Origin of the sequence: Streptomyces sp. NPDC048417 (assembly GCF_040651615.1) — a bacterium.
Lineage (GTDB): Bacteria > Actinomycetota > Actinomycetes > Streptomycetales > Streptomycetaceae > Streptomyces.
Genome location: NZ_JBEZKI010000002.1, coordinates 382,601 through 402,434 on the forward strand (window position 1 = coordinate 382,601; position 19,834 = coordinate 402,434).

Here is a 19,834-nt window from a genome sequence, read left to right on the forward strand (position 1 = left end):
TGCTCATCCCTTCACCGCCCCGATCATCACGCCCTTGTTCATGTGCCGTTGCAGGAAGGGGTAGATGACCACGATGGGCACGATCGACAGAACCAGGATCGCCGCCTGCAGCGACTGGGCCGGCGGCAGCGGCGCCCCGGCCGCGACGTCCACCTGGCCGCCGCTGAGTGCCGCGTTGTTGACGACGTACGTCCGCAGCACCAGTTGCATGGGCCACTTCGACGCGTCGTTCATGTACAGCAGGGCGTTGAAGAACGCGTTCCAGTACGTCACCGCGTAGAACAGGCCGATGACGGCGACGGACGCCTTGGACAGCGGCAGGACGAGCCGGGTGAGGATCTTCCACTCGGAGGCGCCGTCGATCCGGGCCGCGTCGATCAGCTCGGCGGGCAGGCCCATGAAGAAGGAGCGCAGGACGATCACGTTGAACGCGTTGATCATGGTGGGCAGGATCAACGACCAGTAGCTGTTGATCAGATGGAGCTGCTTGACCATCAGATAGCTCGGGATGACACCCGGTACGAACAGCATCGACATCAGCAGGAGCAGCAGCACGGGCTTGTGCCCGAAGGATCCGGGGCGGCTGAGGCCGTACGCGAGGAAGACGGAGGAGACCAGGCTGAGGCCGGTGCCGACGACGGTGACACCGACGCTGACCAACATGGCCTTGGAGACGATCCCGCCGTTGAGCAGGGCCTGGTACGCGAGGAGCGTGGGGTGGTCGGGCCACAGGACGTAGCCGCCCGACTCGGTGACCTCCGCGGTGTCGGCGAGCGAGGTCGAGACGATCGCCACGAAGGGCAGCACGACCAGGATCACGCAGACCAGCAGGATCAGTGACTTGACGGACCGCCAGGGCAGCGAGCCGGGGGTCTCCCCGGGGACGGCGCTGTAGGCGCGGCGCGGGCGGCGGCGCACGGGGTGGGCCGGTGACAGCGTTGTCATGACCGGTAGACACCTTCTTCCCCGAAGAAGTGGGCGATCTTGTTGGCGCCCAGCACGAGCACCACCCCGACCAGGCCCTTGACGAGACCGACGGCGGCGCTGACGCCCCAGTCCCCGGCGATCAGGCCGTGGTTGTAGACGTACGTGTCGAGCACCTCGCTGTTGTCCAGGCCGACGCCGGTCTGCTGGAGCAGGATCTGCTCGAAGCCGACGGACAGCGCGTCGCCGAGCCGGAGGATCAGCAGCAGGATCACCAGGCCGCGCAGGGCGGGCAGGGTGACGTGCCAGGTCTGCCGCAGGCGGCTGGCGCCGTCCATGGCGGAGGCCTCGTAGAGGTTGTGGTCGACGCGGGAGAGGGCGGCGAGGAAGAGGATCGTGCCCCAGCCGGTGTCCTTCCAGATGACCTGTGAGGTCAGCAGCGTCTTGAACAGCTCGGGGTTGCCGATGATGTTCCAGGTGCCCATGTCGTGGGCCTGGAGGAACAGGTTGACCATGCCACTGCCGCCCAGCAGCTGCTGGAACAGGGAGACGACGACCACCCAGGACAGGAAGTGCGGCAGGTACAGCACGTTCTGCACCCACTTCTTGACGCGTTCGCTGACCAGGCTGTTCAGGGCGAGCGCCAGGAGGATCGGCGCGGGGAAGACGAACACGACCTGGATCAGGGTGAGTTCGAGGGTGTTGACCAGCGCGTGCAGGAACTGCTCGTCGCCGTTGAACAGCACGTCGAAGTTCTTCAGCCCGCTCCACGGACTGTGCGTGATGCCGATGTACGGCTGGTAGTCCTGGAACGCGATGACGTTGCCGAGCAGCGGGATGTAGTGGAACAGCAGCAGGACCACGAGGCCTGGTATCACGAACCAGAACAGGCCCAGGTCCCGGCGGCGCCCCGGCCGGCCCGGCCTCGGGCGGCCTCTGCCCGGCGGCCCGCCCTCCTCGGCCGGACGAGCGGCCGGTTGTTGCAGCGTTGTCATGACGAGAGAGCCCTTTCGCGTGGAGAGACGTGAGACGGGCGTGTCCCGGCCACCCCCCGGAGACCGGCAGAAGTATGTAAATCCAATCGATGGGCTAACGTCAATGCTTCCGACAGGTAAATTCATGCGGCGGGTTCGGCGCTTGCGTGGAGACGGCGTTGACGCATGCGGGCGACCTCGACGGCATCCGGAACCGTGAAGTCGCCGGGTTCCGGGAGGGCGTCGGTGCCCGGGCGCGCGTGGAGCGGGCGTCGACCGCGCCGGCGGCCGGGGCGCTCAGGCCAGTCGGTGCAGCGCCTCGCGGGTGACCTCGCCGCGGAGTGGCTCGCCCGACGCCCAGCGCTCCACCTCCGCCAGCGCGTACTGCCCGAGCCGTCGCAGCTCGCTGCCCTGGGCGCCGGCGATGTGCGGGGTGACCAGCACATTGGGCAGGGACAGCAAGGGGTGGCCGGGCGGCAGTGGTTCGGGGTCCGTCACGTCGAGATAGGCCTCCAGCCGTCCGGAGGCGCATTCACGGGTCAGCGCCTGAGTGTCGACGAGGGCACCCCGGGCCGTGTTGACGAGCACCCCGCCGTCGGGGATGAGCGCCAGCATGGCGGCGTCGAGCAGACCGGTGGTCTCCGGCAGCAGCGGGGCATGGACGCTCACCACCGCCGACCGGCGGCACAGTTCGGCCAGTTGGACCCGCTCGGCGCCCAGCTGGCGCGCCTCCTCGTCCGTCACGTACGGGTCGCTCAGCAGCAGCCGGTGACCCGCGTCGGACCGGCGCAGCCCGGCCAGCACCCCACGGCCGATGCGCGACGCGCCGACGATGCCCACCGTGCTGCCGTCGGCGCCCGTACGGCTGCCGAAGGCCGGCCATCCGGCGCCGCGGCCGGCCGCCATGGTGAGCGTGCGCCGCGCGGCGAGCGTGACGAGGGCCAGGGTGTAGGAGACGACGGGGCCTGCGTTGGCGTCGGCCGCCGACGACACGACGATGCCGCGCTCCCACACGGCGTCGCTCACCAGCCCCTTGACGGTGCCGGCGGCGTGCAGCACGGCCCGTAGGCGCGGTGCCCGGGCCAGGACGTCGGCGGTGAGGCGCGGGCACCCCCAGCCGCTGATCAGGACCTCCGCCTCGGCGAGGGCGGCGGGGAAGGCCGCGGCCACCGGGCCGGGGGCGAGCCCGACGAGCCGGGAGAGCCGATCGCGCAGCTCCGCGGGGAGCACCTGATCGGCGACGAGGGGATCCATGACAAGGACGGCCGTGGGCCGGCCGGAGGGGGCGGTCACTGTGCTGGGTCCTCTTTCGATGTGTACGGACACGGCTCCGGGCCCGGCGCACGCGCCGGGCCCGGAGTGACGGAGCATCACGTCAGGCGCGCGGCAGCCGCAGCGTCACCATCTGGAACGGCCGCAGCGCGAGGACGACCCCGCCGTCCGCCGTGCCGGGCCGTTCGGCGTCGGCGAGCCGGCGCTCCAGGAGGTCCGTCAGGACGGCCCGGTCGGCCGCGAACCCGTCGGCGCGGACGACGGCCCGGGCCCGGCCGCCGTTCGCCTCGTACAGCCGCACCACCAGGTCGCCGCCGCGGTCGTCGGCCGGCTTCACCGCGCTGACCACGACGGCGTCGTTGTCGACGGTCACCAGCGGCGCCACCTCGGCGGCGGCTCCGGCGACCCGGCGCTCGGGCAGGTTGGCCCGGTAGCCCTCGCGGACCGCGTCCCCGACCGTCGCGCCCGGCACCAGCGCGTGCCGGAAGCGGTGCACGCCCTGGTCGGTCTCCGGGTCCGGGTAGCGGGGCGCGCGCAGCAGCGACGCCCTGACGGTGGTCGTCGTACCCGTGTCCCCGCTGCCGGTCCGTACCGCGCGGGTGACGTCGTGGCCGTACGTCGAGTCGTTGACGACCGCGACGCCCCAGCCCGGCTCGTCGAGGTGCACGAACCGGTGGTTGCAGGCCTCGAACTTGGCCCACTCCCAGCTGGTGTTCTGATGGGTGGGCCGGTACACGTGCCCGAACTGCGTCTCGGCGGCGTACCGGTCGGCCCTGACGTCCAGCGGGAAGGCCAGCTTCAGGAAGCGCTCGGTCTCGTGCCAGTCCACCTCGGTGTCGATGTCGAGCCGCTTGGCGTCCGCCGGGACCGACAGCAGCTGGGTGACCCGGGACCCGCCGAAGACCCGCTCGACACGCACCGCGTCGCCCTCGACGCCGAGTTCGGCCACGTCCGTGAGGTCGCTGCCGACGTTGCGGTAGAAGGCGTCGACGTCCCAGGCGTCCCACTGGTTGGGGAAGTCGGGGTGCAGCTGGAGCAGGTTGGCCACCTGCCCGGGGGCGATCGACTCCCGGCCCGCGGCGATGTCGTACGCCGAGACCACCAGTCCGCGCCCGTCGATCTCGACCCGCAGCAGGCCGTTGTCGAGGAGGTAGCCGCCGTCCGCGCGCGGGACGGGGGACACGGTGCCGCCCTCCCCGACCGGTGTCGCGGCACCTCCCGCGGGGACCGAACCCCGTTCGTGCGGCGCCGAGTTGAAGACCAGGGTCCGCGTTCCCCGCCCCGCCAGGGCCCGCTGCGCCGCTTCGATGATCCGGTCGAGTTCGGCGGCGATCCGCTGATAGGTCGCCCGGGCCTCGCGGTGCACCCAGGCGATCGACGAACCGGGCAGGATGTCGTGGAACTGGTGGAGCAGGACCGTCTTCCAGATCCGGTCCAACTCCTCGTAGGGGTACGGGAATCCGGTCCGTACGGCGGCCGTCGTCGCCCACAGCTCGGCCTCCCGCAGAAGGTGCTCGCTGCGCCGGTTGCCCTGTTTGGTCCCCGCCTGGCTGGTGAGGGTGGCGCGGTGCAGTTCGAGATACAGCTCGCCGACCCACACCGGCGGGTCGGGGTACTCGGCTTCGGCCTTGGCGAAGAAGTCGGCGGGTGCCTCCCAGGTGACGGCCGCCGAGCCCTCCAGGCTGCGCAGCCGGGCCGCCTTGGCGACCATCTCGCGGGTCGTGCCGCCGCCTCCGTCGCCGTAGCCGGTCGGTGCGAGGGAACGGGTCGCCACTCCCTTCTCCTTGAAGTTCCGTACCGCGTGGGCGATCTGACGTCCGGTCATCTCGCAGTTGTAGGAGTCGACGGGCGGGAAGTGGGTGAAGACGCGGGAGCCGTCGATGCCCTCCCAGCGGAAGGTGTGGTGCGGGAAGCTGTTGGTCCGGCTCCAGGAGATCTTCTGGGTGAGCAGCCGGGTGGCGCCCGCCGCCCTGATGATCTGCGGAAGCCCGGCCGCGAAGCCGAAGGTGTCCGGCAGCCACGCCTCGTCGTTCTCGATCCCGAACTCGTCCAGGAAGAACCGCTTCCCGTGCACGAACTGACGGGCCATCGCCTCCGACCCCGGCATGTTGGTGTCCGACTCCACCCACATCCCGCCGGCCGGCACGAACCTGCCGTCCGCGACCGCCTTCTTGACCCTGGCGTACACCTCGGGCCGGTGCTCCTTGATCCAGGCGTACTGCTGCGCCTGCGACATGGTGAAGACGAACTCGGGCGCCTCCTCCAGGAGGGCCGTCATGTTGGAGGTGGTACGGGCCACCTTGCGGACCGTCTCGCGCAACGGCCACAGCCACGCCGAGTCGATATGGGCGTGACCGACCGCGCTGATGCGATGGGCGGTCGGGCCGGCCGGCACGGCGAGGACCTCGGCGAGACACGAACGGGCCTTTCGCGCCGTGCCGTTCACGTCCTGTAGGTCCACGGCGTCCAGCGCCCGGCCCACCGCGCGCAGGATCTCCCAGCGGCGGGCGCCGTCGACGGGCAGCTCCGCCATGAGTTCGCCGAGGACCTCCAGGTCCATGACCAGGTTCCACACCGTCTCGTCGAAGACGGCCAGCCGCATCTCGCCGAGCACGTACTGGGGTGCGGCACCGGCGGTCGACCGGTCGCCCATCGGGGTCGGCCGGAACGGCACACCGCTCGCGTCGAGATCGGGGTTGGAGGCGGCCTCGATGTGCCAGTGGACCGGCTCCCCGCCGGCCACGGGCGAGCCGACGCGGACATGGGAGTTGCGCGGGTGGAGGCCCTTGACCGGGGTGCCGTCGGGCCGGTACACGAGGCCCTCGCACTGGAAGCCGGGGGTGCGCGGGGTGAAGCCGAGGTCGAGGACGGCCTCGACGGTACGGCCCGCCCAGTCGGCGGGGACCGTGCCGGTGACCTTGAACCAGCTGGTCCCCCACGGCGTGCCCCACGGGGTGCCCGGGGTGATGGGCCGGGTGGGGGCGGCCAGCCCCTCGGCCACCGGGACGGGTTCGTCCGGGGTGGACCAGAGCTCCACGGTCAGGGGTGCGGTGACGGGATGGACGGCGGGACGGATGCGTTCCCTCAGGACGCGTTCCAGGCGTGCTTCGACCAGGCTCCGGTCGTCGTGCATGAAGGGGGTCTCCTGTGGGTCGTTCAGTGGGCGGTGCCGGTCACCGGGGCGGGGCGCTCGCAGGTGCTGGTCACCGGGAGTGCGCGGCCCTGGTCCGCCGCCTCCATGAGGGTGAGCATGACGTCCAGGACATGGCCGGCGAGGTCGGCCGACGCGCGGTGCGGGCGCCCCTTGGCCAGGGCCTCGGCGAGATCGGCGAGGCCGACGCCGCGGCCCGCGTCCCGGTAGCCGGCGGACACGGGCAGCGTCTCCCAGCCGTCGCCGCGGTGGAGTTCCACGGCACCGTCGAAACCGTTCGGGTCGGGCACCGACAACGAGGCCTCGGTGCCGTGCACCTCGATGCGGGGCAGCCGGGCGGCGCGGACGTCGAAGCTCATGATCAGGGTGGACAGCGCACCGGCCGCGTGCTCGAGGACGCCGGTGATGTGCGTGTCCACCTCCACCGGGAAGACGGTCCCCGCACGCGGACCGCTGCCGATCGTCCGCTCGGCCCGCGGCCGCGAGGAGGCACCCGTCACCTTCACCACCGGGCCCAGCAGATGGACGAGGGCGGAGAGGTAGTAGGGGCCCATGTCGAGCAGGGGGCCGCCGCCGGGCCGGTAGTAGAACTCCGGGTCCGGGTGCCACTTCTCGTGTCCGGCGCCGGTCATGAAGGCGGTGGCCGCCACCGGCCGGCCGATCAGACCGTCGTCGACGGCCTTGCGGGCGGTCTGCGTTCCGGTGCCGAGGACGGTGTCGGGCGCACAGCCGACCCGCAGTCCGGCCTCCCGGGCCGCCGCGAGCACCGCGTCGGCCTCCTTGCGGTTCGCCGCGAGCGGCTTCTCGCCGTACACGTGCTTGCCGGCGCCGAGCGCCGCGAGGGCGACCTCCGCGTGCGCGGCCGGAATCGTCAGGTTGAGTACGGCGTCCACGTCGTCGCGGGCCACGAGCGCGGCGACGTCCGGCGCCGGCTCCGCGCCGGTCTGCTCGGCCACGCTCCGCGCACGGCGCCCATCGAGGTCGGTGACGGCGGTCAGCCGTACGGACGTCAGCCGGTCCAGCGTCGAGAGATAGGCGCCGCTGATCTTCCCGGCGCCGACGATCCCGATGTTCAAGGGCTTCAGCGGCTCGCCCACAGCAGTCCCCTTTCGGTCAGCGTACGGACCTCGGGCACGTCGAAGTCGTCGGGCTTGTGCCCGATGGTCGAGACGAACACCCGCCCCGCCCCCCAGGTCCTGGTCCACACGGCGGGCATCACCGCGGGCCGGTCGCGGACGTCGTCGGGTGGGAAGGTGGTGGTGGCGAGGACGTCGATGTGCGGGTCGGTGAGCAGCCAGTACTGCTCGGTGTGCACGGCGAAGTCGTCGAGCCCGGCGATGACCGGATGGTCGGCGCGCTCGGGCAGCAGGTGCACGGTGTGGTCGTGGAAGCCCGGCGGGTGCATGACGAACTTGCCGCCGGTCAGCAGGTGGTAGCCGTGGTCGTGGAAGCTGTCGACGATGCCGCCGTGCCAGCCGGCCAGGCCGGTGCCCGCGCGCACCGCGGCGGCGAGGTTGGCGCTCTGTTCCCGGGTGATGGTCCCCATGGTCCAGCACTGCACGACCAGGTCGGTGGCGGCCAGGCGCTCCGTGTCCTCGTACACCGCCAGGTCCTCGGAGGTCTCGACGGTGAATCCGTGTTCCTTGAGGAACGGGACGAACCCGTCGCTGATCGTCACGGGCTGATGCCCGTCCCAGCCGCCGCGGACGACGAGCGCCCGCCGGATGTCGGTGGTCAAGGTGATCGCACGCTCCCATCGGCGCCGCGCTGCCGGGCGCGGCGGTCGGCAATTGAAAGGGCGGGTCGGAGTGGGTGCCATGTGAACCTATGAAGGCCCGCCACAGTTTGTCAATACGTTTTATGAACTCTGCGCAGGGCCTGCGCGGGTCCGGGCACAGGGCCCGCCCGGGGACCGAGAAGTGTGCTCCGGTACGGGAGCACGAACCCGACCACGAGGCCGGAAGGGGCGTTCTCAGCCGCTGATGTGGAACGTGGAAGGAGAGTCGTTCTGGGTCGCGGCCTTTCCTGCCCGCAGGTTCTGGATCGTGTTGCCGGAGAAGGTCCCGGTGCCGGTGACCCCCGCCGCGATCCAGATCCCCTGGTCGGCCGGAGCGTCGACCGTGTTGCCCGTCAGCGTCACATCGACGTTCTTGCGGTCGATGTAGAGGCCCGCGCGGAAGGCCCCGCGCAGGACGTTGCCGCTCAGGGTGACGTGCGTGTAGGCGTCCGGATACAGCGAGGTACTGGCCGGCGAGCTGATCCGTACCCCGTGCCGGACGCCGTTCCAACCGCCGCCGCCGATCAGGACGTTGCCGCTGACGGTGGCCGATTCCAGCGGGTGGCCGGTGTCGCCGAACACGCCGATGTCCAGGGCGCTGTTGGACGACACGCCGTTGACCAGGTTGTTCGTCATCTCGACGTGCTGCCCGCCGGCGATCCGCAGGCCGTTGGCCCACCAGGGTGCGATCGCGGTGTTGTTGAGGATCTTCGCGCCGTCGACCTGGCCGTTGGTGCCGCTCGCCCCGGCGTCGGAGTAGGTCGCGAAGGAGTCGTCGCCGGTGCCCCGGGCGAAGTTGTTCTGGACCGTGATGTGGTAGCCCAGCTTGTCCGGGTTCGGCGTGTTGCCGTTGTTGATGTTGAAGCCGTCGCCGTAGGAGTCCGCGGTCCGGCTGTCCCGGACCGTGCCGTTGGAGCCGGAGAGCCAGTTGGCATCGGTGTGCCGCGTCCAGATCCGCTCGACCAGCCAGCCACCGGCACCGCTGGCGTTGATGCCGTAGTCCGCGCCGCCGGAACCGCCGACGCCCCGCCACACGGCGTTGGAGTCGATCTGGAGGTCCCGCAGCGTGGTGCCCGAGCCCACCAGGATCTGCGACCGCCAGGTGGCCGGCAGCGGCGGCTTGCGGTAGATCGTCGTGTACCACATGCCGGCGCCCTCCACCGTCACGCCGGTGAAGTTCAGCGTCGTGCCCGACAGGCTGTTCGTCAGGTACTTGCCCGGCGGGATCCACACCGACCTGCCCTGCGTCCTGGCGGCGTTGACCGTGTTCTGGATGGCGGCGGTCGAGTCGGTGCCGAAGTTCGGGTCCGCGCCGTAGTCGACGACGGAGAGCGAGTTGGCCGGCTGGGTCCGCGCGGCTCCGACGTGCTCCAGGTCGACCGAGTCGACGTCGTAGACCGCGGCGGTGTTGGCGGAGTCCTTCCTGAGGGTGAGGGTGCCGCCCGCCGGGATGGCGGCGCCGGTGACCTTGACGGGGAACTCGTTGTAGAAGCGGTACGGCATTCCGCCCGCATGGGGGTCGTCCGGGTTGGTGGTCGCGTCGCGGTAGTTCCAGGCCTGCTTGGAACTGAGCGTGATCGCCTGCCGGTAGGTGCCGTTCACGTACAGGTCCAGCGTCGCGTCGATACCGCCGCCCGCCGCCGCGTCGGGGATCGAGGCGCGCACCACCAGGCTGTCGGCCTGCCTGCCCGAGCCGTTCTTCAGGGTCACCGAGTCACCGGTGTTCCTCAGCTCGACCAGCGCGTTCCCGGACGCCTCGGTCTCCAGGGTGGCCACCGACGGCACCGTGGCCCCCGGCTTGAGGGAGCGGACGGCCGCGGCGCCGCCGAGCGTGCCGGTTTCGGCCTCCACCGTCACGAAGGGCGTCGTGGCACCGGCCGTGGCGGCGACCGGCTCGGCATCGGCGCCGACCGTGAAGCCCGAGGCGCCCTCGGTGCCGGGAAGAACGAACAGGGCACCGGCGGCAAGGGAGGCCGCGCCACCGAGCCAGAACGATGATCGTCGGAATCTTCGGAGCATGTGTCACCTCTTCAAGAGATCGGAGGCAGCACGGACCGACGGGTCGCGTGCTCCCTCGCTGTCCATTGGGTGCTGGGACGCTCACAACTCGGCGCGCGAAAGGGCATACGCACACCGGTACCGGCGCACGCCTACAGGCACCACCGCATTGCCTATCGGTACCGGCGCACGCCTACAGGTACCGGCGCACGCCCGTACCACCCGTGCCGAACCCGGGAAAGGCGAAGCCCACGGAAGGGCTGTCCGCGGGAACGCCTTCGGCTGCCGCGCAGGCGAACGCGCAAAGGGGGAATCACATCGCCGAACAGACGTCCACGCCCTGGAAACGCCGTTACGGCCACCACCATCCGCACCGCGCGGAGCCCACGACCGGACCCCGCTCCAGGAGCACGACCAGCCGCATCCCTCCTCGGTCCGGCACGCGGCCCCGCGGCCCGGCGCGCGCAGTCGGCATGGCCCGACCGACGAGGCCGTCCCTTGCCCCGCCGATCGCGCTGGCGAGTCTAGCGACGGCCCGCCGATTATTCCATCACCTTGATTAACTAACTTCGAACGGTCGGGGAGCCTTGTCGTCCGCGCCACTTCGGGCCTCGTACCGCTCCCACTCCGCGTCAGCGAGCCCGAGGAGCCGCTCGGTCTCCGCCGCGTCGGGCAGCGGACCGTGATCCCCCGTCACCTTGAGCGCGGAGACCGCGGTGATGTGGCCGAGCCGCAGGGCCCGGGGCGTCGTCTCGCCGCGCAGCAGCCCGGCCAGGAAGCCCGCCGCGAACGCGTCGCCCGCGCCCACGGGTTCCACCACCGCCGTACGCAGCGCGGGCACCGTGCACAAGCCGTCCGCGGTGACGGCCGTGGCGGCCCGGGCGCCGTCCTTGACGACGAGGATCCGCGGACCGGGCAGCAGGTCCCGCACGGCGGTGACGGTCAGGTCCTCGCCCCACAGGTGCTGTGCCTCGTCCAGGCCCACCAGCACGATGTCGGCCCGGTCGGCGAGGGCCCGCAGGGTCCCGGGCGCGGTGCCGTCCGGCCACAGGGCGGCGCGGTGGTTGACGTCGAAGCTGATGGCGTACGGCCGTTCGTCGGCCGGCTCGGCGAGGGCGCGGGTCACCAGGTCGCGGCAGGACGGCGAGAGGGCGGGGGTGATGCCGGTGAGGTGCAGGAGGGCGGCGGAGCGCAGCGGTTCGCCGTCCAGCAGGCCGGGCCCGAGGGCCGAGGCCGCCGAGCCCGTGCGGTAGTAGTGGACGCGGGTTCCGGTGGGGCCGGGGTTCTTGACGAGGAGGCCCGTGGGCCGGTGCGGGTCGGTCCGTACATGGCTGACGTCGACCCCGGTGGCGGCGACCGCGGCGCGCACCCGGTGCCCCAGCGGATCGTCGCCCACAGCCGAGAGCCAGGAGGCCGGGATGCCGTGGTCCGCGAGGTACATGGCCACGTTGGACTCCGCGCCCGCGATGGACAGCCGCAGTTGCTCGGCCTCGGCCAGCGGCCGGGGCGGGTCGGGGGCCAGGGCCGCCATGGTCTCGCCGACGCAGACCACCCGTCCCGGTGCCGGCCGCCAGGGAGCCGTCATGCGTGTCCGTCCTCCGCCACGGCGGCACGGAACGCCCGGGCCCGGTCGCGCAGGTCGGCGATGTCGCCGCCGTCGGCCGCGTCGCCGACCAGCGGTGAGCCGACGCCGACGGCGGTCGCCCCGGCGGCCAGGTAGGCCCGGGCGGCGGGCACGTCGACTCCGCCCACCGGGACCAGCACGGCGTCGGGGAACGGGCCGCGCAACGCCTTCAGATAGGCCGCTCCGCCGGCCTCGGCGGCGGGGAAGAGCTTCAGGGCGGTCGCGCCCCGGGCCTGCGCGGCGATGACGTCGGTGGGGGTCAGCACGCCTGCCAGGACCGGCATGCCGAGGTGCAGCGCGGTGTCGACGCCTGCGCCCAGGCCGGGGGTGACCGCGAAGGTGGCGCCCACGTGGTGGGCGGCCCGCGCGTCGGCGGCGGTCAGTACGGTGCCGGCGCCCAGCGGCCGGTCGGGGCCCAGCTCCTTGCGGGCCCGGGCGAGGACGGTGAGGGCGTCCGCGCCGCTGAGGGACACCTCGATCAGTTCGATGCCCTCCTCGGCCAGGGTCAGGACGGTGCGCAGGGCGGCGTCGGGGTCGGTGCCGCGCACGATGGCCAGCAGTCGGCGGGAGGTGAGGGCGGCTCGCAGATCCACGGCCAGGGCTCCTTCTACGGTTCGGGTTTCAGTGGAGGGCGTCGGGCGCCCACCACGGCTCGGGGATCAGGGCGCACCAGTCGCCTCCTGAGGTTCGGACTCTCAGCGGCGCCGGTCACCGTCGGCGGGTGCGGGTTTCTCCAGGGGCGTCGGGTGTCTGCTCAAGGGCAGTGACAGGCGGCGCTCACGGTGAGCCGCCAGCGGACCTCGCCCGAGGCGCCGACGCGGGCCGCGTCGTCCGGGCCGGCGTCGGCGAGGTCGAAGACCCGGCCGAGCATGGGCTCGACGCCCGTACTGCGGTAGGGCCGGCCGACCGGGAAGCCGCCGAGGTTGCGCCACAGGGCGACGGAGAGTGGCTGCCCCTCGGCCTCGACGGCGAAGGAGAGCCGGTCCCCGTCGTCGTGCACGCAGCACCGGCCGGCCGCCACCACGGCCCCGGCCGCCGTCCCGTCGTCCGGCCCGAACCGGTCCAGGCGCAGCCCCAGCGGCGCGGGCCAGACGCCCTCCAGCCAGCGGGCGCCGTCCGGCCAAGGACGGTTCACCAGGGGCGCCGCCTCCGGGAACAACCGGGTCGGTGCCCCGTACCGGGCCTTCAGGACGGCCTCCTCGGAGAGGTCCAGCAGCGCGTGGGCGGCCCAGAGGAAGCGGAAGCCGGGCTCGGCCGTCAGGACGTAGTCGGCCTGCACACCGTCGGCTGTGCCGCTCAGTTTGCGCGTCAGCGTGAAGTGTTCGCAGTGGACGCGCTCGCCGCCCCCCTCCCGGGTCCAGGCCCGGGACCAGGCGTCCCCGTGGTCGGGGGTGCCGCGCACGGTGGGGACGCACTCCTCCAGTCCCCCCGCGTCCACGAACGCGTCGCCCGGTGCCACACCGTCGCGTTCGGCGAGCTCGCGCCACCACAGCCATTCGCGGCCGCCGTGGCGCAGCGAGGTCCAGCGGCCGCCGTGGGCGAGGTCGGTGACGACGTCCATCACCACTCCGCGAACGAGCCGTCGGGGTGCCGCCACACCGGGTTGCGCCAGTTGTGGCCGGCCCGGTCGGCCGCGCGTACGGCCGCCTCGTCGACGGTGATGCCGAGGCCGGGGGCGTCACCGCGCCGCGCGTGCCCGGCGACGAACCGGAAGGGTTCGGGGTCGACCAGGTAGGAGAGGAGGTCGGCGTCCTTGTTGTAGTGGATGCCCCGGCTCTGCTCCTGGATCAGGAAGTTCGGTGTGGCGAAGGCGACCTGGAGGCTCGCCGCCAGCGCGATGGGCCCGAGCGGGCAGTGCGGGGCGAGCTGTGCGCCGTAGGTCTCCGCGAGCGAGGCGATGCGGTGCACCTCGGAGATGCCGCCCGCGTGGGACAGGTCCGGCTGGGCGACCGCGATGCCGGCGGCGAGGACGGGCAGGAACTCGGACCGGGAGTACAGGCGTTCACCGGTGGCCAGCGGTACCGGGCTCGCCGTGACCAGGCCGGGCAGCAGGTGGCCCTGCTCGGGGACGACGGGTTCCTCCACGAACAGCGGGTGCAGGGGGGCGAGTTCGGTCAGGACGCGGCGGGCGCTGGCGGCGGTGAAGCGGCCGTGGAAGTCGACGGCGACATCGCGGTCCGGGCCGAGGGCGTCCCGGGCGGCCGCCACCCGGGCGACCACCGCCGCGGTCTCCGCGGCCGTGGTGATCGGCGAGGTGGCCCCGGCCGCGTTCATCTTCACGGCGGTGAAGCCCGCCTCCACCTGGGCCGCGACCTGCTCGGTGAGCTGGGCCGGTTCGTCGCCGCCGACCCAGGCGTAGACCCGGACCCGGTCGCGTACCGGACCGCCGAGCAGGGCGTGCACGGGCGCGCCGTAGGTCTTGCCGGCGATGTCCCACAGGGCCTGGTCGAGTCCGGCGACGGCGCTGGACAGGACGGGACCGCCCCGGTAGAAGCCGCCCTTGGTGAGTACCTGCCAGTGGTCCTGGACGCGCAGCGGGTCCTGCCCCACCAGGTACTCGGCGAGGACCTCGATGGCCGCGCGCACGACCTCGGCGCGGCCCTCGACGACGGGTTCACCCCATCCCACCACGCCTTCGTCGGTCTGGACGCGGCAGAACAGCCAGCGTGGCGGGACGAGGAAGGTCTCTATTCGGTCGATCTTCACTGGCCGCCGCTGCCTTTCGGGTCGTCGTCGGTGCCATCGAGCCGGGCCAGGTCGCGGCCCGCCTGGTCGAGCAGGGCACGCATGGCCCGCTCGGCCGCCGCCGGGTCACGGTCGCGGACGGCGTCCAGGACGGCGCGGTGGGCGGGGACGGGGGGCTCGCTGTGCGGGGAGCTGTGCACGATGCGGTCGCGGTGGGCGAGTCCGGACTCGATCACCATCTCCATGCGTTCGAGCAGTTCGTTGTGGGTGGCGGCGAGCAGGGCGCGGTGGAAGGCGAGGTCGGCGTCGACGGCGTGGCCCGGGTCGGCGGCGTCCTGCCGTCCCATGGCGTCCAGGGCGTCCTCCAGGGCCACCAGGTCGGCCTCGGTGCGGCGCTGGGCGGCGAGCCGGACGGCGGCCGGTTCGATGATCGCCCGGACCTCGGCGAGGTTGTGCAGCAGCGAACGGTCGGCGTCGGCCGTACCGGCACCCTCGAACTGCCAGCGCAGCACGTCGGCGTCGAGCAGGTTCCAGTCCGCTCGGGCGCGCACGAAGGTGCCGCGTTTCTGGCGGGCGTCCACCATGCCCTTGGCGGCGAGCACCTTGAGGGACTCGCGCAGGGCGGTGAGGCTGACGCCGAGTTCGCTCTGCAGCGCCACCAGGTCGAGGGTGGCCCCTTCCGGGATCTCACCGCCCAGGATGCGGCGCGCCAGGGCCTCCACGGTCTGGCCGTGCACACCGCGGCGGGCGTAGGGCGTCATGTCGTACAGCCTTTCTGTTCAAAGGGCATCAGGCGGAGGCCTTCACGACACTCCAGCCGCCGTCCACGAGCAGACTGGACCCGGTGATGTAGGAGGCCTCGTCGGCGCACAGGAACGCGATCGCCGCGGCCACCTCCTCGGGCGTGCCGAACCGGCGGGCGGCCGTTCCGGCGATGCTGCGTTCCCGCTCCTCGGGCGGTACCCGGTCCCACGCCCCGGTCAGGATCGGCCCGGGCAGCACCGCGTTGACGCGCACCTCGGGCCCGTACTCGACGGCGAGCTGCCCGCACAGGGACAGCAGACCGCCCTTGGTCGCGGCGTAGGCGGGGTGGCCGGGGATGCCCGCGTGGGCGTGCACCGACGAGGTGAGCAGCACGGCCCCACGGCGGGCGCGCAGGTCGGCCAGCACCGCCTTGACGCCGAGGAAGCTGCCGGTGAGGTTGACGGCGAGCTGCCGCTGCCAGGACTGCAGGGACATCTCGTGGGCGGGTACGACGTCGACGGTGTAGGCGTTGCTGACGAGCACGTCGACCGGCCCGTAGGCGTGGGCGGCGGTGACGATCCGGGCCCAGTCGTCCTCGTCGGCGACATCGGCGTGCACGTACCGGGCCTGGCCGCCGTCCTTGGTGATCCCGTCCACCACGGCCTGCCCGCGTTCGTCCGCGATGTCGACGAGGACGACGGCGGCCTCCTCCCGGGCGAGGCGTTCCGCGGTGGCGGCGCCGATGCCGGAGGCGGCTCCGGTCACCACGGCGGTACGGCCGGTGAAGCGGGCACCGTACCGTCGTACGGACTGGTCCATCGGGCTCCTTAGAGGGTGAGCTGCTGGAAACATATGCGTCCTACCGGCGGGTCAGCACCACCAGGTCGGCATCGTGATCGGCGCTCCAGGCGAACGGCAGGCCGTAGTGGAGCAGATGGGCTCCGCTGTACGTCGTTCCCGTCGCCGTGTCCTGGTAGCGCGCCGCCGGGTCCAGGCCCCGCAGCCGGAGCCGGTCGGGGCGGCCGGGCAGCAGCGGGGCGCCGTCGACGCGGCCGGTGCCGAGCGCGGCGACGACGGTACGGTCACCATGGTCGTACTGCACTCCGCAGCTGGTGTCGTCCGGCGTGCCCAGCAGCCGGGCCTCGCCGTGGTGGACGACGTCCCGGACCTCCTTGTAGCGGGCGATCCACCGGGCGGCCTCGGCCTGCTGACCGGGTGTCCAGGCGCGCAGGTCGGCGCCGATCCCCAGGACCCCGCACATGGCGTTGACGAAGCGGAAGGCGAGGCTGCGCGGGCGCGGGTCGAGGATTCCGGGGGCGTCGGTGACCCAGGAGCTCATCAGGTGCGGGGCGTGTGCGTGCAGGAAGCCGTGCTGGATGCGCAGCCGGTCCAGGGGCGCGGTGTTGTCGCTGGGCCAGACGACGTCGGTGCGGGCGATGGTGGCGTGCTCGATCCGGCCGCCGCCGCCGGCGCAGCCCTCGACGGTGACGTCCGGGTGGGCGGTGCGCAGGTGGTCGAGGACGCGCAGGTATCCGGCGACGTGCTCGGCGTCCAGGTCGACGGGGCCGGCACCGGGGCGGCCGCGCTCGGTGGGCGGGCGGTTCATGTCCCACTTCAGATAGCCGATGTCGTGGTCGCCGAGCAGCCGGTCGAGGGTGCCGATGACGAACTCCTGGACATCGGTCCGGCCCAGGTCGAGGAGCAGCTGGTTGCGGACCAGACGGGAGGGCCGGCCGTCGATGCGGTAGACCCACTCGGGGTGTTCGGCGTACAGCCGGCTGCCGGGACTGACCGCCTCCGGCTCGACCCACAGCCCGAAGTCCAGGCCGAGGGCGCGGACCTCCTGTACGAACCGGTCGAAACCCTGCGGGAACGCCTGCGGGTCCGGGTACCAGTCGCCCAGTCCCCCGGTGTCGTCACCGCGGCCGGTGAACCAGCCGTCGTCCACGACGAACAGCTCGGCCCCGATGTCCGCAGCCGCCTTCGCCAGCTCCAGCTGCCCGGCCGCGTCGACGTCGAAGCCGGTGGCCTCCCAGGAGTTGTAGAGCACCTTGCGGGGGCGGTGCAGCCGGTCACCGGTGAGGTGGCGCTCGTAGCGGTGCCAGACCCGGGCCAGGCCGTCGAGGCCGTCCGGGCTGAACGCGCAGGCGAGACGGGGGGTTTTGAGGGTCTCCCCCGGCGCCATGAGGACGGCGCCCTCGTGCGGGACCCGTCCGGCGCGGACCCGCACGGCGCCGCCGGGCTCGGCCTCTGCCGTGATGTGCCAGTTGCCGGGCCATTCGAGGGCGATGCCGTACGCCGCGTCCCCGCTCTGCACGGCCAGCCAGGGCGCGTACGCGTGCCCGGGCGCGCCCTGGAGGCTGCCGATGGTGAACGTGCCCCGGCTCAGGTCGAGTTGGGTGAGCTGGAACTCCTGCGACCACTGCCCGCAGAGGTAGGTCAGCCCGGCCGGGCCGGCCACCGGGATGTTCACGGCGGCCGAGTCGAGCCGCTCGAGGCGGAGTTCCTCCCTGGCCGTGAACTCGGCCCAGCGGAGGATCACATCGGTGCCCGGTACGGTCTCGTAGCAGAGGACCGTCCGCAGCCCGGTCGTCCCGTCCGTGAAGGCGAGCCGCAGCGCACCCTCCGTCTCCTGCGCGCCGTCGAACTCCCACCACACGCCCCGCCCGGGGCCGGCGATCAGCTCGGAGCCGGTGAACGGCCGCAGCCCGTACGGCAGATACTCGGCCGGGGCCGCGTCGGCGGGCGTGATGAAGTGGGTGCGGTGGGACCAGTCGAGGGCGGAGGGCCCGTCCTCGACGCCGAGCGGGCCCCAGGCGTCGAGCTCGGCCCACGGACCGTCCGGGGAGATACGGACGGTGTAGGAGGTGTTCTCCGTGCGCAGGGTCCAGCGCGTGCGGGTCATTTGACCGCTCCCAGGTTGAGGCCGGCCACGAAGTGCCGCTGGAAGCGCAGGAACACGGCGACCGTGGGCGCGGCGGCGATGACCGACCCGGCGGCGATCACGTTCCACATCGACACGAACTGGCCCTGGAGTCCGATGAGCGCGGCCGTGATCGGCATCTTGGTGTCGCTGCGCAGGACGGTGATCGCCCAGAGCAGGTCGTTGAAGATCCAGGTGAAGGACAGGGCGCTGAGGGCGGCCAGGGCGGGGCGGGCCAGCGGGAGGATGATCCGCCAGAAGATCTGCCACGGCCCGGCGCCGTCGACGACCGCCGCCTGCTGGATCTCGACCGGGATCGACCGCATGAACCCGTGCAGGACGAACACGTAGAAGCCGACGCCGAAGCCGATCTGCACGCCGATGAGCGCGGGCAGGGTGTCGTAGACGCCCATCACCTCGCTGAGCTTGGACACCGGGATGAGCAGGATCTGCGGCGGCAGCAGATTGCCGCCCAGCATGAGCAGCAACAGGGAACGCCGGAAGGGGACTTCGTAGCGACTGAGGGCGAACGCGGCCATCGCGGCGAGGGCCAGGGTCACCAGGACACAGGGGATGGTGACGAGCAGGCTGTTGATCAGGGCCTGCTGCTGGCCGCCGTCGGACCAGGCCTGGCCGAAGTTGGCCAGGGTGAAGGAGTGCGGCCAGCTGCCCAGGCCATGGGCGGCGATGTCGTCGAAGGTGCGCAGGCTGGTCACCAGGACCAGCACGATGGGCAGCAGCCACAGAACGGCCAGCGCGCCCGCGCCCAGGTGGAATCCGGCGGTGGCGGCCCGCTTGCGGCGCAGTGCCGTGGAGTTGGCGGACATCAGTCGGCCTCCCGGAACGCACGGACGAGGTAGGAGGCGATGACCCCGAAGGCGAGGACGAAGATGACGACGGCCAGGGCGGAGCCGTAGCCGAGTCGCAGGGACTGGAAGGCGGTCGAGTACATGTAGGTGCTCAGCAGCTCGGACGAGTGGTAGGGGCCGCCGCGGGTGAGTGACCAGACGACGTCGAAGGAACGCAGCGAGTCGATGACGATGACCGACAGAACGACCGCGTTGACACTGCGCAGTTGGGGCAGCGTGACATGCCGGAAGCGCTGCAGGGCGCTCGCGCCGTCGACCTTGGCGGCCTCGTAGAGCGCCGGGTCGATGCCCTTGAGACCGGCGAGGTACAGCACCATCACGTAGCCGATCTGCCGCCACAGCGCGGGCACGATCACGGCGTACAGGGCGGTGTCCTGGTCGGCGAGCCAGGCGTGCCGGAGGCTGCCCAGGCCCACGCTCTGCAACAACTGGTTGAGGACGCCGTCGGGCTGGTAGATCGCCTGCCAGACGAGGGCGGTGGCGACCAGCGAGAAGACCACCGGCAGGAACAGCGCGGCCCGGTAGAAGCCGACCCCGCGCCGCTCCTGCTGGAGCAGCAGGGCGGCGGCCAGGCCCAGCAGGGCGGACAGGCCGCCGAACAGGACCAACCACAGCACGGTGTGGCCGGCCGCGCTGCGGAAGACGTCGTCATGGGCCATCTCCCGGAAGTTGCCGAGCCCGACGAACTGCGGCGGGGAGACGCCGTCCCACTTGGTGAGGGCGAGGTAGAACCCTTGCAGGGCGGGCCAGAACACCCACAGGGCCTCGGCGAGGAGCGGGACCAGGACGAAGGCGAGGACCAGGGGTGGCGTGCGCCGGGGCCCCCGGGCCCGCTTGCCGCTCATGGGCAGGCGGGCCGGGGACTTCCGGTCGGGCGCGGTCAGGACGACCAT

At 72.2% G+C, this 19,834-nt stretch carries 16 protein-coding genes; all 16 read right to left on the bottom strand.

Features of this window, described 5'->3' with window-relative positions; all coding sequences use genetic code 11:
- Positions 1–3: 3 nt before the first annotated feature.
- The 16 genes from AB0D59_RS04350 to AB0D59_RS04425 all read right to left on the bottom strand — a co-directional run bounded on the left by AB0D59_RS04350 (position 4) and on the right by AB0D59_RS04425 (position 19,834).
- Positions 4–945: a carbohydrate ABC transporter permease gene (locus AB0D59_RS04350; RefSeq protein WP_362560610.1), complete on the bottom strand. Its 942-nt coding sequence runs from the start codon at positions 943–945 to the stop codon at positions 4–6.
- The gene (locus tag AB0D59_RS04355; protein ID WP_362560613.1) at positions 942–1,919 is read right to left on the bottom strand and encodes an ABC transporter permease subunit; all 978 of its coding nucleotides are present in this window, start codon (positions 1,917–1,919) and stop codon (positions 942–944) included. Before AB0D59_RS04355 ends, AB0D59_RS04350 begins: the two co-directional genes overlap by 4 nt.
- A 276-nt stretch (positions 1,920–2,195) precedes the next feature.
- Positions 2,196–3,152: a hydroxyacid dehydrogenase gene (locus AB0D59_RS04360; protein ID WP_362560879.1), complete on the bottom strand. Its 957-nt coding sequence runs from the start codon at positions 3,150–3,152 to the stop codon at positions 2,196–2,198.
- Positions 3,153–3,273: 121 nt separating this feature from the next.
- Positions 3,274–6,303: a glycoside hydrolase family 38 C-terminal domain-containing protein gene (locus AB0D59_RS04365; RefSeq protein ID WP_362560615.1), complete on the bottom strand. Its 3,030-nt coding sequence runs from the start codon at positions 6,301–6,303 to the stop codon at positions 3,274–3,276.
- Between the two features lie 23 nt (positions 6,304–6,326).
- On the bottom strand, positions 6,327–7,418 hold the full coding sequence (locus AB0D59_RS04370; RefSeq protein WP_362560617.1) for a Gfo/Idh/MocA family oxidoreductase: 1,092 nt from the start codon (positions 7,416–7,418) through the stop codon (positions 6,327–6,329).
- Positions 7,403–8,059 carry a ThuA domain-containing protein gene (locus tag AB0D59_RS04375; RefSeq protein ID WP_362560620.1) on the bottom strand — a complete coding sequence of 219 codons (657 nt, stop codon included), beginning with the start codon at positions 8,057–8,059 and terminating at the stop codon, positions 7,403–7,405. The genes AB0D59_RS04370 and AB0D59_RS04375 overlap by 16 nt, the downstream gene beginning before the upstream one ends.
- 234 nt (positions 8,060–8,293) lie before the next feature.
- Positions 8,294–10,117 (bottom strand): glycosyl hydrolase family 28-related protein, encoded by a 1,824-nt coding sequence (locus AB0D59_RS04380; protein ID WP_362560622.1) that lies wholly within the window; start codon positions 10,115–10,117, stop codon positions 8,294–8,296.
- A gap of 538 nt (positions 10,118–10,655) precedes the next feature.
- The gene (locus AB0D59_RS04385) at positions 10,656–11,681 is read right to left on the bottom strand and encodes a sugar kinase (RefSeq protein ID WP_362560625.1); all 1,026 of its coding nucleotides are present in this window, start codon (positions 11,679–11,681) and stop codon (positions 10,656–10,658) included.
- A complete protein-coding gene (locus AB0D59_RS04390; RefSeq protein ID WP_362560627.1) occupies positions 11,678–12,313 on the bottom strand; it encodes a bifunctional 4-hydroxy-2-oxoglutarate aldolase/2-dehydro-3-deoxy-phosphogluconate aldolase in 636 nt (211 codons plus the stop codon). Before AB0D59_RS04390 ends, AB0D59_RS04385 begins: the two co-directional genes overlap by 4 nt.
- A gap of 161 nt (positions 12,314–12,474) precedes the next feature.
- Positions 12,475–13,281, bottom strand: coding sequence for a hypothetical protein (locus AB0D59_RS04395; RefSeq protein ID WP_362560629.1), 807 nt, complete (start codon positions 13,279–13,281; stop codon positions 12,475–12,477).
- Positions 13,281–14,426 carry a galactonate dehydratase gene (gene dgoD, locus AB0D59_RS04400; RefSeq protein ID WP_362560631.1) on the bottom strand — a complete coding sequence of 382 codons (1,146 nt, stop codon included), beginning with the start codon at positions 14,424–14,426 and terminating at the stop codon, positions 13,281–13,283. Before dgoD ends, AB0D59_RS04395 begins: the two co-directional genes overlap by 1 nt.
- Positions 14,423–15,166 carry a FadR/GntR family transcriptional regulator gene (locus AB0D59_RS04405; RefSeq protein ID WP_362560633.1) on the bottom strand — a complete coding sequence of 248 codons (744 nt, stop codon included), beginning with the start codon at positions 15,164–15,166 and terminating at the stop codon, positions 14,423–14,425. The genes dgoD and AB0D59_RS04405 overlap by 4 nt, the downstream gene beginning before the upstream one ends.
- A 28-nt stretch (positions 15,167–15,194) precedes the next feature.
- Positions 15,195–15,968, bottom strand: a complete 774-nt coding sequence (locus tag AB0D59_RS04410; RefSeq protein WP_362560636.1) for an SDR family NAD(P)-dependent oxidoreductase — start codon at positions 15,966–15,968, stop codon at positions 15,195–15,197.
- A 40-nt stretch (positions 15,969–16,008) separates the two neighbouring features.
- Positions 16,009–18,054 carry an alpha-galactosidase gene (locus AB0D59_RS04415; protein WP_362560639.1) on the bottom strand — a complete coding sequence of 682 codons (2,046 nt, stop codon included), beginning with the start codon at positions 18,052–18,054 and terminating at the stop codon, positions 16,009–16,011.
- Complete coding sequence (locus AB0D59_RS04420) at positions 18,051–18,899, bottom strand: carbohydrate ABC transporter permease (RefSeq protein ID WP_362560642.1); 849 nt, start codon at positions 18,897–18,899, stop codon at positions 18,051–18,053. Before AB0D59_RS04420 ends, AB0D59_RS04415 begins: the two co-directional genes overlap by 4 nt.
- Complete coding sequence (locus AB0D59_RS04425; RefSeq protein ID WP_362560644.1) at positions 18,899–19,834, bottom strand: sugar ABC transporter permease; 936 nt, start codon at positions 19,832–19,834, stop codon at positions 18,899–18,901. Before AB0D59_RS04425 ends, AB0D59_RS04420 begins: the two co-directional genes overlap by 1 nt.

What these genes read in the sequence shown, in the direction of transcription:
- AB0D59_RS04420 (WP_362560642.1), bottom strand. Translation starts at nt 18,899, where the DNA reads ATGTCCGCCAACTCCACGGCACTGCGCCGCAAGCGGGCCGCCACCGCC.
- AB0D59_RS04410 (WP_362560636.1), bottom strand. Translation starts at nt 15,968, where the DNA reads ATGGACCAGTCCGTACGACGGTACGGTGCCCGCTTCACCGGCCGTACC.
- AB0D59_RS04425 (WP_362560644.1), bottom strand. Translation starts at nt 19,834, where the DNA reads ATGGTCGTCCTGACCGCGCCCGACCGGAAGTCCCCGGCCCGCCTGCCC.
- AB0D59_RS04365 (WP_362560615.1), bottom strand. Translation starts at nt 6,303, where the DNA reads ATGCACGACGACCGGAGCCTGGTCGAAGCACGCCTGGAACGCGTCCTG.
- AB0D59_RS04360 (WP_362560879.1), bottom strand. Translation starts at nt 3,152, where the DNA reads ATGGATCCCCTCGTCGCCGATCAGGTGCTCCCCGCGGAGCTGCGCGAT.
- AB0D59_RS04395 (WP_362560629.1), bottom strand. Translation starts at nt 13,281, where the DNA reads ATGGACGTCGTCACCGACCTCGCCCACGGCGGCCGCTGGACCTCGCTG.
- AB0D59_RS04415 (WP_362560639.1), bottom strand. Translation starts at nt 18,054, where the DNA reads ATGACCCGCACGCGCTGGACCCTGCGCACGGAGAACACCTCCTACACC.
- AB0D59_RS04380 (WP_362560622.1), bottom strand. Translation starts at nt 10,117, where the DNA reads ATGCTCCGAAGATTCCGACGATCATCGTTCTGGCTCGGTGGCGCGGCC.
- AB0D59_RS04355 (WP_362560613.1), bottom strand. Translation starts at nt 1,919, where the DNA reads ATGACAACGCTGCAACAACCGGCCGCTCGTCCGGCCGAGGAGGGCGGG.
- AB0D59_RS04405 (WP_362560633.1), bottom strand. Translation starts at nt 15,166, where the DNA reads ATGACGCCCTACGCCCGCCGCGGTGTGCACGGCCAGACCGTGGAGGCC.
- AB0D59_RS04350 (WP_362560610.1), bottom strand. Translation starts at nt 945, where the DNA reads ATGACAACGCTGTCACCGGCCCACCCCGTGCGCCGCCGCCCGCGCCGC.
- AB0D59_RS04385 (WP_362560625.1), bottom strand. Translation starts at nt 11,681, where the DNA reads ATGACGGCTCCCTGGCGGCCGGCACCGGGACGGGTGGTCTGCGTCGGC.